The sequence below is a fragment of the Collinsella sp. AF16-8 genome, assembly GCF_003462695.1.
GTDB lineage: Bacteria > Actinomycetota > Coriobacteriia > Coriobacteriales > Coriobacteriaceae > Collinsella.
In genome coordinates, this window is sequence record NZ_QRXX01000007.1 from 1 (window position 1) to 13026 (window position 13026).

A 13026-nucleotide genomic window follows, 5' to 3' on the forward strand; every position below is an offset into this window, starting at 1 on the left:
GGGCCGTGTTCCGCTATGCGGTTGTCAATTTGCGAAAGAAATTATGCGTCACCTGTTGGTCAAGCAAAATCTTTTGTTAATTTCGAACAGGTATTCGATGTGGATGACTTTGTACCGGGCGAAAGCGATTGAGTCTAATTATGTTTTCATGCAGGTCAAGGGCGCTGTCTACAAGGGGATGAGCTGACTCGTAATTTCGCGTGAATAAGTTCCGCATTATTTTAGCTGCGTTTACCTGTTAAAACACAACATCTTGTGCTCATCATCAAAAAAGAAAACAGGATATGGAACTGGCGAAGGGCTACAATTGAAACAACGAGAAGCGTCGTTTCCCCATTACAACCTAATTGTTCGGAAGGAGTCGGATGGAATAGTTGTCAAAATCGAGGCCATATTGATGGTCCATTAAATTTCTTTAGGGGCGTGTGCGCTTATTGGTCAACAGCAGTATGCGCCCCCGTTTGTTCAAATCATTTCCAAATAGCTCTTCTTCAAGAACCTGACACTTGCGTGGCGGGGTTGGTTAGTTTGTAAAAAATGCGAAGGATGGCTTTTGGATTCTTGGAGGTGCGTAATTATTGGCCAATAACTATCTAGATGATTTGCTTGGAAAAATCTCTGCTTACGATCTGTTCAATGTGCTCTTACCGGGTGCACTCGTAACATATTCCGTCAGTCAGATGCCGTTGGGCAGTTGTATCGACTGCTCTAACTGGCTGGCACTATTTGTGATGAGTTATGTTCTCGGTCTTATTGCGTCGCGGATTGGCTCTCTTTGCATTGAACCTTTGGTCCGCAAACTACAACCGACCGGAAAGCGGGACTATTCTGCCTTTGCATATGCTCAGAAACGCGATCCAAAGGTCGAGCAGCTCTTAATGATTTCAAATATGTATCGCAGCCTGGCGGGGGCCGGTGTCCTGCTCGTAATTATTCTGCTTGCATCATTGTTGCCGGAATCTCATCGGCTTCCAGCGGCGCTGTGCTCTTTTATCGCCTTATTTGTTGCCTCCTGGATCAAGCAGGAACGGTATGTAGAAAAACGAATCAACTTCAATCTTGAGGAGTGTGATAACCATGAGCGAGATTAAGTCTCTATCCGTTGATAACGGCGACATGTTTTATATCAATCACAATACTGATAACTTCAGCATGATTGACTGTAATATTACCGATGAGCGTAAGTCGGAAATCCTTGATGAGGTCAAAAACCTTGCAGGGAAAAAGGGCGTCGTTCGTTTTATCAGTACGCATCCGGACCAAGATCATATTCAGGGTATTGAGTATCTTGATGAGCTCGGGCTTATTAAGAATTTCTATTACGTTGACAATAATGTCTCCAAGTCCACGGAGACTGAGAGTTTCAAAAAGTATAAAGATCTGAAGGAGTCGTCGTGCGCTTACAAAATATACAAGGGGTGTAAGCGCAAATGGATGAACGTTTCTGATGGTGAGCGCGGTTCTGCTGGGATTAGCGTCCTCTGGCCCGATGTGAATAATGAGACCTTTCGGGATGCTTTGCGGGATGCCGAAAGCTCTGATAAACCCAATAATATTAGTCCTGCGATTGTCTACTCTCTTGATGAAGGGGTCCGTGCGCTTTGGCTTGGTGACATGGAGAATGACTACATGGAGGCGATCGAAGATGACATTGCGCTTTCGCCTGTGGACATTCTTTTTGCGCCGCATCATGGACGGAAGTCCGGTCGCGTCCCTAAGACATGGCTGGATAAGTTGGAGCCTCGGTTGATTGTTGTAGGAGAAGCCCCGTCAGACGAGCTTGATTATTACTCGAATTGCAACACTTTGACACAGAACAGCGCTGGCGATATTTTATTCTGTTGCGAGACCGGTAAGACTCATGTCTATGTTGGAGCTCCTTCTTATAGCGTCAATTTCTTGGGTGAAGACCCTAATGCTCCGCGAGTGAAGGGTGCGCTGCATTATTTGGGCTCTTTTGATTGCGGTGACCGTTAGTCCTGCTGTCGTCTCGTTCATTCGTGGCCTGCCCACGCTTTTACCCGACAGGCCTAGATGTGTCCTTTCATCTCATTGAGATGGTGTAGGATATTGTCCTGTGATACAAAAGCTCTACGGGAGCTTTAAGGGTGACGCTTTCGACAAGAGAGTGTTGCCCTTTTTTCATGAGTGTAATGATGTGTATTTAGGCGTTTTGTTAATAGGGTTACGCGGGATGCCCTGGAATGCCTCGGCGGTTGAGCTTAGATTTGAGGCACCGTAAAAGACGTTACCGTGCGGGGAATGTTATGTGCTGTCAACGATGTCGCTCTCTCGCACCGTGAACATGCGGAAAACGGCAAGAGCCAGCTGGCGTAGATACCCGTCCCGTACGCTAAAGACGCTTCCAATGAATCACCCTGCTCGCCGGGTAGATCATGGTAGTAGCTGGCTGCGTTTATATAGAGGCGTTCGTCCGTCAGCTTACCAATGTACGCCTCTTTGGGTGCGAACTTCAGTGTCCCAAAGCTCTTTCGCCTGGGTGTGCGGGGCGACCAGAAAGCCAGGTGGGTCAACGGTCCTGCTGTGTGCGCTTCGTTTTTTGTCCGCGCCAGTGCTTACACTTTTGAAAAAACGGCACGAGGGCTTCTGTCACATATCTCATGCTGTAGACACATCGGCAAGTTCAGAGTTGAAGGCGAGGTGATTATGAAAGGTAGAAATCAGCACATTACGAAGCGTTCGGATGGCAATTGGCAGGTTAAGGGCGAAGGGGCATGTCGCGCTTCTTTCGTTACGACAACGCAGAGCGAGGCAATAAAGCTCGGTCGACGCATCTGCTCCAATCAAGAGTCGGAGTTGATCATCCATCGTCGTGACGGCAGAATCCGCGCAAGGGATTCCCATGGCCACGACCCCTTCCCACCGAGGGGATAAGGGGTCGGCTCCATGCCGACAACGGCCCGTTATATCGCGTCCGTTGTCGCTAAATGACTTCTTCATTGTGGCGAAATACGAGCTTGGGGCTATTTTACCTGAATTGGTTGTTTGGTCTCTTCAAAGGGTTGATTTGGGGGATTCGTGGTATTGGATTGACGGACCCCGAGTTCTCCCTTAAAGTAATCGTTGTGATGAGGCCTTGCGACGGTACGTCCGGCTTGGTCCGTGGGAACCGCCGAAAGGCGGTTTTCGCGTTTAAGGGGTCCTAATGGATAAACCATTTAAATCTATTGATGAGCAGATTGCTATTCTTGAAAGCCGTGGACTCGAATGCGATAACAATACTCGTTTAGTTTTGGAGCGCGAGGGATACTATCCGGTTATTAACGGTTACAAGGATTTATTTCTCGACCAGCGCGGAGATTCTTGCCACGAGCTATTCGTAAAAGGTACGAAGTTTTCTGATATATATCGTTTATTCGAATTTGACCGTTCATTGCGTCTGCTCATGTTTGAGTACTTTAACAAGGCGGAAGCGATTCTTAAAACTGTCTGTTCTTATCGTTTCGCAATGGCCCATAAAGATAGCCCGGAAGCATACCTGGATAGAAGATCTTACCGTGCTGATGCTGGTTATCGAAAAAAGATCGACACGCTCATTTGTGATTTCGAGAAGGTGCTATGTAGGTCTCAAAAATGGAAAAGCGATTATAAAAGGGACTATATTCGGCATTATGAGAATAATCACGATAATACGCCGGTATGGATTCTTATGAATTATTTGATGCTTGGTCAGGCATTCAAGTTCTACGAGTTTCAGCCAGAAAGCATGAGAAATTCCATTGCCAAGTCGTTTTCCGATCTCTATTCTGAGACCCATGAAGTCGATAAGCGCATCAGCCCACGTAGGCTAAGACTTGCATATGATCACATTAAAGATTTTCGAAATATCTGTGCGCATGACGAGCGTCTATTCTGCGCCAGGGTATCTCCGTCTCACGATGTCAATCTAGTAGGGGTTTTAAGCGATCTTGAGCTAGTGCTGACTGAGGATGACTATAAGATTTTACGCCGAAATATACTGCTTGATGCACTTAAGTTGAGCGACGAGCTCAGCAACGATGCCAGCGCAAAAGTGCTTTTCGCTATGGGCGTTAACGATTTGCCGAGCGTGTTTCCTAAGGAAATATTGGGGTCGTAATCGACGCGAGCGATGAATTTACCCTACAAGTTGGATGCGCATGAGATCGCGCAGAGCAGGTAGTAAAGGGGTCGTTTCATAGCGGAGCCTCTCGGTGAGCAGCCAATAGGGTCCGAAGGCAGCTCCAGGCCAGCACTCCGCACATATTTTGTTGAGGTTTATTTTACGGGAACACCAGTCAACATCAGCGAGCTTTCTGGGGAATGTTGGGGAGGGGACGGATGGTGGGCCCGCTTTGGTCCCCGGCGGCGCTCTGACCCGTGCTGGGTTGACTATACGCGATGCGGCAGCTTCAACATGAGGCCGTCTTGCGCCTCTTCGAGACTTGTTACCGAGACCTTCCAGGAAAAGCCAGTGAGGCTGCTGCTCAGGTCAAGCTCTGCATGGGCGTATTCTTCGATTTTGTAGTCTTGGTTTTTCGCCGGGTTTCTTAATTGAAGGCATTTGATCCGGGGAGCGTAAAACAACAGTTTCAAATATTGTCGCTTCCTGTTCAATTTTGTCTATCTACAATTAATCGCAAGCGTATGACTTGAGGAGATTGTTTACAGGTGGAATCGGTCACTATTCTTTGGATTGTCTTTTATGTCTTTACCGGTTTGGTGAGCGTTCAGCTTGTCCGCTTTGCTGGGCCCTTGGCGATTGGAGGGCAATACACCGTCGAAGAACTGTACCCCTCCGATGAGTCGGGCAGGTTGAACGTTGCCTACCGAATTCTCGCTCCAACAATTTGTTGCCAGCTCCCCGTGTTTATTGTGGCTGCGATTTGCGATGCGTTTTCAGTTCCAGGTCCTTCGCTGCGATACATGCCCACCCTTTTCTATTGGTTGTTTCTTGGGGTAATCAAGCATGCAAGGGGTAAATTGCGGTACCGGACCCTTCCTTTCTCATTCGAGGCGTTCATGTCTCTTTTGCTGTCCGTCGCATTCGATCACTTTGTTATCGATGGCTATCTCGGAGGACAGGGGCTAGATGTGCTTGATACTTCGAGTATTGCCTTTGAGTTTGAGCTGGCATTATTTGGTGTTGTGACCTTTTGGATTTCCACCTTTTTTAAGCGTTATCAAATTAAGCGTAGCCGTGTGCGCTCATATGTCATTCCGTCATATGTTGTTCCGTCGTACTCCGTATTTAATTACTCTTCAATTGATACGGGCGAAGCCAGGCTATTCGCATACGAGCGTGAATATGGTGATCTTTTACCTCAGCGTTTTTCGAATGATCTCCTGTTGAGAAGTGTTTTCTTCGCAATTATGGCTATAGAGGATGGGAATCGTCCTGAGTTCATCCGAACGATCGAGCGTATGGCCGCTCATTTCCATTTGGCAAATACTACGGGGATAATGCAGCAGAAGAGCGAGACTCCTCTGTCTGATAGGGATAGCGTTAAACTCGCAATTCCCTATATTGAGAGCATGTGGGACCAGTTCCTTGTTGAATTCGGTCGTTCTGCTGAGGGATCCGGGGGAGACGGTCTGCGAATTTTCATGGGCTATTACACCTACGACTACTTGATGTTGTCGCGGACTATCCGCAATCACTTTGCGCCATTTTATGGGGACTATTGTGGAACGAGATTACTTAATGCTAATCACGTATTTTGCGATGTTCTGGAATTTGAGGAAAGGCAACGTTACGGATTGCTTCCAAAGACGGTTTCTGCGACTGGATCGATATGCGCCACTGAGCTTGGATGGCTTTCTGGAGAGTACTGTTATTGGTCCGATTACAATACGGTTGAATCCTGCCTGAATGAAAATGATGCCAATGGCGTTAAGCTGGTCAGCAAAAATGACGTGAATAAAACTCAGATAACCGAGATGACCTCAAGGCTTAAGGAGCAAGGTGTTTCCGTTCTTGAGGTCAAGTATGTGGCCGGCGCTTCGGCGACCATCGTGTGCATCGGCGATTCGTCTAAGATTCCGAGTACTGCCGGTAGTGACTGGATGTTTGTTGGCTAGTTGAATCATCTTTGCCTTTCACAAGCATAGGTTAACGACTAGAATACACTTAATTGCGGTGGAAGCCTTCGGGCGACACCTGAAGAGGGTTGATGCGTCGGCCCTCTTTTTTATTTAGATGTAAGATTCGGCTTGGCAAAACAAGGATCCCATTTGGGGAAAAGCAAATATCCGGCGGTTTTATGCTTCGGGACGCGCGGTTTAAGCGTGTTTTTCGGAAGTGCGAGGAAAAACCGAAAACCGCCGAGCACACCCCGATTTTTGGCAACAAAACCGCAGGTCGCGGATGCCCAAAACAGGGGTCTGGTCGACAGGTCTCGGTTTTTCACCGCACTTCCGGAATCATCCGCCGGAAGTATGCGGTAAATTTCGGAACCCTCGGGTACGCTGTCCTTTTTATGAAAAGAAACCGCAGGTAGAAGCGATGTCGCTATACGGTATGGTCGGCATGTCTAGAATTTGCCGCATACTTCCGAATTGGTCGCTCATTTAGCACTCTTGATGTCCCCACATCCTCTAAAAAAGTTCTTAAAACAGCCTTAAAGGCGTTCCAACTCGCGTTGACAGCGTAAAATACGCATGTTTGACTATGACAGAAGTGGATTTTAGGGGAGGAGTACGCCATGGAGGTGCTGGTTGTTGGCAACACCGCATATGTTGACGATGACTTTTGCGCCAAGGCATTCCCTGGGGACCACGTTAAGGTTGTAGCCGCGCAGGAAGCGCGCCGCGATGAGTCGTCGCCCCATGCCTCGTGGAAAGAGCTGCTCCAGCACTTGGAGCAGGCCTACGAGTTCGACCGCGTGGTCTACCTGTCTAATTACCTAACCCCGCATACCGATACCGTGGGCGATATCGAGCTGCTGCGCTCGGTCTTTCGTACGTGCGCGGGTCGCCGGATCCAGCTGTTGTATATAGCAGGTCCCGCGGGTGCCGAGGGTGCCGCCGATGCCGCGGGGCGAACGGGCAAGGGCATTATCGCGCACGCAGCCAACGACCTGTGCCGCTACTACGCTGCTCGCGAGGGCGTTCAGACTAAGATCCTGCGCGTGCCGTTCCTGTATACCGCGTCTGCCGCGCTGGAAGACCCGTTTTTGGTGCCGCTGTTCGACGCGTGCTCAACCGGATCGGCCGCTCTGCAGGGCGCGCAGGATGCGGCGTTTCCCCTGCTGTGTGCCGAGGAGCTTTCGGTGCTGGTACGCCGTATCTTCGACAGCTGGAATGGTAACTTTGAGACGCTCGACGTAGTCGATACCTTCCATCACACGGTGGGTGAGGTGGGCGAGGCCCTTCAGGCACTGTTCCCAGGACTCTCAGTTGCCTATGGCGATTCTGCCGGCTACGCCCTGCCTGCCAGCGACGTCGCTCGCGTGTGCTATGGCTGGTTTCAGCGCTACGACTTGCTACGCGACCTCTCGACCATTCAGGCTCGCTGGGATGCTGGTCGTGCAAAGAAGGTCAACCCCTTGCGCGCGGCCATCGACCGCATTCAAATGCGCACGCTGCCTGTCAAATGCCTGGAGACGGCAGTCGCCTGGGTGCTCTTTGAAGTGCTGGAGCGCTTGTTCTCTCAATCGACCCAGCTCAACGTGCTCGATTATCGCCTGCTCTACGTGGTGCTCATCGGCACGCTGTATGGCTTGGACTTTGGCCTGGTTGCGGCGCTGCTGGCGTCGGTGGGTTTGGCCGCGAGTTACTTTACTCTGTACGGCTATACCTTCCAGGGCCTGTTCTACGAGCCGTCCAACTGGCTGCCGTTTATTGCGTACTTTGTTGTGGGTGCCGTGTGCGGCTATGTGCAGCTGCGCAATAGCGAAGCCATTAGGGCGGAGCGCGATCAAAACGAGCTCGCGCGCAACCGCAATACGTTCCTTACGCAGCTCTACCACGACGCGATCGAGGACAAGCGCGCGTACAGGCGCCAGATCGTGGGTCGCCACGACAGCTTTGGCAAGATCTTTGCCGTGACGCAGGAGCTTGACGTGCTCAACCCACGCGACATCTATCGCAAGTGCTGCGAGCTTCTGGGCGAGATCCTCGAGAACGATTCGGTGGCGATCTACCATGTTTCGGGCGGGGCATTTGCACGCCTGGTGGCAGCAAGTCCCGCGATTGCGGAAGATGCTGCACGCTCGCTCACGCTTGAGCAGCTTGCACCTCTTTTGGGCGACGGGGGTCGTTCGAATCTGTGGGTGAACCGCGAGCTGACGCCGGGGCTTCCCATGTTTGGATACACGATCGAGCGCGACGGGGCACCCGCCGTGTTGATTTTTGTGCGTCGTGCGGCCGAAAACCAAATGACGCTCTATTACCAAAACCTGTTCCGCATCTTGTGCGGCTTGGTCGAAAGCGCGCTGGGGCGCGCCTTTGACTATGAGGCGGTGGCGCAGGATAAGCGCTGCGTTGACGGCACTTGCGTGCTCAAGCAGGCGGCCTTTGGCCAAGAGCTCGCGGCGGAGCAGGCGTTGGCAGATAGCAAGATGGGGAGCTTTTTGCTCCTGCGCGTGGTGCCGGGCATGGAGCCTGTCGGCGAGCTGGTGGGCGCGATTGGTTCGGCTATCCGCGAGAACGATGCGGCGGGCTTGGTCGACGGCGACGTGCTCTACCTGCTTATGCGTCAGGCAAAGGCGTGCGATCTGCCCATTATCCGCGAGCGCCTCAGCACAAAGCAGATTGCGGTGGAGCCCGTCGACGGCGAGGACATCGTGGCGCTGTTGCAGCACATCTCTTACACCGGTGACGGTGAGGGGGGTGCCGCTTGATCTCGCTTGTCGTTGCTGCCGTCTTGCTGCTGATTCATGCGCTGGTTTGCCTGGTGCTGTGGACGCTCATGAAGCTGGGCCTGCTGCCGGTGCGCGGGCACATGTTGCCTGTGATAGTGCTGGTGCCGCTGTGGGGCCCATTGCTGGTGGCTCTGCTATCGGTCCGCAGCGCGGTGTTTGGCGAGGGACTGAAAGAGTCTGCGCTGGAGTCGCTGCGCTTCAACGACGACCTGCATCGCAGTATGCCGGTACCGAGTGGTGAGGATGATGCAGGCGTAGTGCCGCTCGAGGAGGCGCTCATCGTCAACGACCCGGCATACCGGCGCCGCCTCATGCTCTCCATGCTCACCGAGGAGCCCGACGCGTACCTGGCGCAGCTGCAGGCGGCTAAGCTTAACGACGACGTTGAGGTGGCGCACTATGCCGCGACGGCGGTGGCGCAGATCTCCAAGGAGTCCGACCTTAAACTGCAGCAGCTGGAGCGTGCCTTTAAGACAGACCCGAGCGCGCAAAACCTCAACGAATATTGCGATTTTCTTGGTGAATACTTGAACTCGGGCTTGGCCGAGGGACGCGTGGCTCAGATTCAGCGTCAGCAGTATGCTCGCTTGCTTGCGCGCCGCCGCGAGCGCGAGGACACCCTTGAGCTGCGCATTCGATACGCGACGGCGCTGGCCGATGTCGGACAGATCGACGAGGCGCAGGCCGTGACCGACCAGCTGGTGCTCGACGTGCCCGAGGAGCAGGAGGTTTGGATGCTTTGCTTGCGCCTGGCCGTGATGCGCCGCGACGGTGACGAGGTCCACCGTGTGATCGATGCGATCGACAAACAGCATGTGTACTTGAGCGCCGCCAACCGCGAAAAGCTGGCGTTTTGGCGCGATGGAGAGGAGGCCCGATGAGCGTTGTGCTGCGCATCCGCGACCGTGCGGGCCATTTTCGCTGGATGGGCCTGCTTGTGGTGTGGGCGGTCTTTATTGCCATGGCGGCCGTGCTGCTGGTGGAGCGCGCCGGCGTACAGTACAGTGCGGGCCAGCATAAGCTGGGGATGCTTGCCGCCAACGATGCGGCGCCGGCTTCCTCGGCAATATTTGGCCAAAAGCCCACGTGCTTGGTTATTACCGACTCGGACCAAGATGGCGTCGAGGACGTCAAAGAGCAGTTCGACCAGATCTTGCTTGACATGAAGATCGCGCACCGCGACGTGGACCTTGCCGTGGATGGCGCAGATGCCATTCCCTCGCTGACCTCCTACGATCGCGTGATTTTGCTCATGCCGTCGCTCGATGGGCTCGGTACGCACCTGAGCGACATTATGAGTTGGGTGAGTGCCGGCGGTTCGCTTATGCTGGGCATGACGCCAGATAACTCGAACTACCTGCAGACTATTGCTTCCAAGCTTGGTATCGAATCGGCCGGATATGACTATGCGACAGCCGAAAGTATCGTTCCGAGCGAGGACTTTATGTTGGGCGGGGGAGATCGCTACGAGCTCTCGGACCCCTTTGATTCGTCGCTTTCGGTTTCGCTGCGCGAGACGGCTCGTGTGTGGGCTAAGACCGGCGATGCGGGCGCCCCACTCATTTGGTCGAATGACTGCGGTAGCGGTCGCACCGTGGTGTGCAATATCGGCATCTACGACAAGGTCATGCGTGGGTTCTATGCTTCGGCCATAAGCTTGCTGGGCGATGCCACGTCCTATCCGGTCATCAACAGCGCCGTCTTCTATCTGGACGACTTTCCCAGCCCCGTGCCCTCGGGCGACGGCACCTACATCAAGCGTGACTACGGCCTTTCCATTTCGGATTTTTACACCAAGGTCTGGTGGCCCGATCTGCAAAAGCTCGCGCAAAAATACGGCATTCGCTATACCGGCGTGATGATCGAAAACTACGAGGATGCGGTCAACCAGACCGAGCCCGCGCGCCAGGCCGATACCACGCAGTTCCGCTACTTTGGCGGCATGCTGCTGCAGATGGGCGGAGAGCTGGGCTTTCACGGCTACAACCATCAGCCTCTGGCGCTCTGGGATACCGATTACGGCACGCTGTATGACTACAAGACCTGGAAGAACAAGGAAACGCTCGTCGCATCGCTCAACGAGCTTATCGCCTTCCAAGATGAGGTGTTGCCCAACGCGCACGGCTCGGTTTACGTGCCGCCGTCAAATATCCTTTCGGCCCGCGCGCGCAAGCTTATCGGCACCGACGTTCCGCGCATTAAGACCATCGCCAGCACGTATTTTGAGGACGGTACCGACCTGCCGTACGTGCAGGAGTTTGGCGTGGCGAGCGATGGCATTGTGGAGCAGCCGCGCATTGTTTCGGGCGGCATGGTCGACGATTCCTATATGCGCTTGGCTGCCGTGTCCGAGCTAAACATGCACTATGTGAGCACGCATTTTATGCACCCGGACGACCTGCTCGATCCCGATCGCGGCGCCAAGGAGGGCTGGGAGGTCTACAAGGGCGGCCTGACCGACTACCTGGACTGGCTTAGCAAGTCTGCGCCCGACCTGCGGCGTCAGACCGGTTCGGAATGCTCGGGCGCCATCCAGCGCTTTTCGTCCGTGACGGTGAGTGTGGATACCAGTGCGGATGCCTGGACGCTCAGCCTGGGCAATTTCCACGACGAGGCGTGGCTCATGTTCCGCGCCAACAACGGCGAGCCGGGTGCAGTCACGGGTGGCGAGATTACGCATCTGACGGGCGATCTGTACCTGGTTAAAGCCACGGACAAGACGGTGACCATTGCACGCAAGGAGGGTGGCGACAGATGAGAATCTGCTTGGTACTCGAGGGTTGCTACCCCTATGTGCACGGCGGCGTATCTACCTGGATGCATGGCTATATCCAGGCCATGCCCGAGCACGAGTTTGTGCTGTGGGTGATCGGCGCGCATGCTGCCGACCGCGGCAAGTTTGTCTACGAGCTGCCCGGCAACGTGGTCGAGGTGCGCGAGGTGTTCCTGGACGATGCCCTGAGGCTTTCGGGCGAGCAACATGAAGCGAGTTTTAACGACCGTGAGCGCGAGGCGTTACGCCGTCTGGTGTCGCTCTCCAATCCGGACTGGGACGTGTTATTCGATATCTTCCACCGCCGTCGCGTGCATCCGCTCTCGTTTTTGCAGAGCCGCACGTTTATGGATATCTTTCGCGACGTGTGCCTGGCCGAGTACCCATACACGCCCTTTGCCGATGCATTCCATACCATGCGCTCCATGCTACTGCCCGTGCTCTACCTGCTGGGCAGCGAGGTGCCGGTGGCCGATGTGTACCACGCCATCTCAACCGGCTATGGCGGCCTGCTCGCCTGCCTGGGCTCAAGCGTTCACCATGCGCCGGTGCTGCTCACCGAGCACGGCATCTATACCCGCGAACGCGAGGAAGAGATCATTCGCGCCGACTGGGTGGTGCCGTCGTTTAAGGACCGCTGGATCCGCTTTTTCTACCTGCTTTCGGAGGAGATCTACCGTCGCGCCTTTCGCGTGACGAGCCTGTTTCACAACGCCCGCAAGACGCAGATCGATATGGGCTGTGATGCGGACAAATGCCTGGTCATCCCCAACGGCATCCAGTTCGACCGCTTTAAGGAAATTCCCTTAAAGACCGATGACGGCTGGGTGGACATTGGCGCGGTGGTGCGCCTGGCGCCCATCAAGGACGTCAAGACCATGATCTATGCCTTCTTTGAGCTGCACGAGCGCCTGCCCCGCGTGCGCCTGCACATCATGGGTGGCGTGGATGACGAGGAGTACGGCGCCGAGTGTCACGCGCTGGTCGATACCCTGGGCGTGCGCGACTTGATCTTTACCGGCCGCGTCAACGTGGTTGAGTACATGGAAAAGCTCGACTTTGCCATTTTGACGAGCATCTCCGAGGGCCAGCCGCTCAGCGTGCTGGAGTCGCTTGCAGCGCGCCGTCCCTGCGTGACGACCGAGGTGGGCTGCTGCCGCGAGCTGCTCGAAGGCGCCCCGGGCGACGACTTTGGCGTGGCGGGTTTTGTGACGCCGCCCATGTATCGCAAGGGCTTGGCCGATGCCATGGAGCGCATGTGCACAAGCCGCGCCCGCCGCATTGAGATGGGGGAGCGCGGCCAGTGTCGCGTCGCCACGTACTTTTTGCACGAGCAGATGCTCGCCAACTATCGCGCGCTGTACGACGAGACGGCGCAAGCGTTTGACCTGCCCAGAGAGGGGGAGTAGC

General features: G+C 54.2%; 11 protein-coding genes. 10 read left to right on the forward strand and 1 reads right to left on the reverse strand.

Features of this window, described 5'->3' with window-relative positions; genetic code table 11:
• From DWW73_RS10305 to DWW73_RS06970, 5 genes are all read left to right on the forward strand, one after another.
• Window positions 1–187 (forward strand): hypothetical protein (locus DWW73_RS10305; RefSeq protein WP_233509152.1); only part of this gene is annotated, 187 nt, incomplete at its 5' end.
• Between the two features lie 391 nt (window positions 188–578).
• Window positions 579–1091: a hypothetical protein gene (locus DWW73_RS06955; protein WP_117776309.1), complete on the forward strand. Its 513-nt coding sequence runs from the start codon at window positions 579–581 to the stop codon at window positions 1089–1091.
• Window positions 1078–1977 (forward strand): hypothetical protein, encoded by a 900-nt coding sequence (locus DWW73_RS06960; protein WP_199413484.1) that lies wholly within the window; start codon window positions 1078–1080, stop codon window positions 1975–1977. Before DWW73_RS06955 ends, DWW73_RS06960 begins: the two co-directional genes overlap by 14 nt.
• 690 nt (window positions 1978–2667) lie before the next feature.
• Window positions 2668–2895 (forward strand): DUF2188 domain-containing protein, encoded by a 228-nt coding sequence (locus tag DWW73_RS10410; RefSeq protein WP_117776308.1) that lies wholly within the window; start codon window positions 2668–2670, stop codon window positions 2893–2895.
• A 271-nt stretch (window positions 2896–3166) separates the two neighbouring features.
• Window positions 3167–4099, forward strand: a complete 933-nt coding sequence (locus DWW73_RS06970) for an Abi family protein (protein WP_117779136.1) — start codon at window positions 3167–3169, stop codon at window positions 4097–4099.
• A 272-nt stretch (window positions 4100–4371) separates the two neighbouring features.
• Here the strand turns inward: DWW73_RS06970 and DWW73_RS06975 are convergent, their stop codons facing one another.
• Window positions 4372–4575 (reverse strand): hypothetical protein, encoded by a 204-nt coding sequence (locus DWW73_RS06975; protein ID WP_117638224.1) that lies wholly within the window; start codon window positions 4573–4575, stop codon window positions 4372–4374.
• A 75-nt stretch (window positions 4576–4650) separates the two neighbouring features.
• Here DWW73_RS06975 and DWW73_RS06980 point away from each other — a divergent pair, with 75 nt between their 5' ends.
• From DWW73_RS06980 to pelF, 5 genes are all read left to right on the forward strand, one after another.
• Complete coding sequence (locus DWW73_RS06980) at window positions 4651–6060, forward strand: hypothetical protein (protein ID WP_117779137.1); 1410 nt, start codon at window positions 4651–4653, stop codon at window positions 6058–6060.
• Between the two features lie 623 nt (window positions 6061–6683).
• The gene (locus DWW73_RS06985) at window positions 6684–8822 is read left to right on the forward strand and encodes a DUF4118 domain-containing protein (RefSeq protein ID WP_117779138.1); all 2139 of its coding nucleotides are present in this window, start codon (window positions 6684–6686) and stop codon (window positions 8820–8822) included.
• Window positions 8819–9724, forward strand: coding sequence for a hypothetical protein (locus tag DWW73_RS06990; protein WP_117779139.1), 906 nt, complete (start codon window positions 8819–8821; stop codon window positions 9722–9724). Before DWW73_RS06985 ends, DWW73_RS06990 begins: the two co-directional genes overlap by 4 nt.
• The gene (locus tag DWW73_RS06995; RefSeq protein ID WP_117779140.1) at window positions 9721–11601 is read left to right on the forward strand and encodes a DUF2194 domain-containing protein; all 1881 of its coding nucleotides are present in this window, start codon (window positions 9721–9723) and stop codon (window positions 11599–11601) included. Before DWW73_RS06990 ends, DWW73_RS06995 begins: the two co-directional genes overlap by 4 nt.
• Window positions 11598–13025, forward strand: a complete 1428-nt coding sequence (gene pelF / locus DWW73_RS07000; protein WP_117779141.1) for a GT4 family glycosyltransferase PelF — start codon at window positions 11598–11600, stop codon at window positions 13023–13025. The genes DWW73_RS06995 and pelF overlap by 4 nt, the downstream gene beginning before the upstream one ends.
• Window position 13026: the final 1 nt, after the last annotated feature.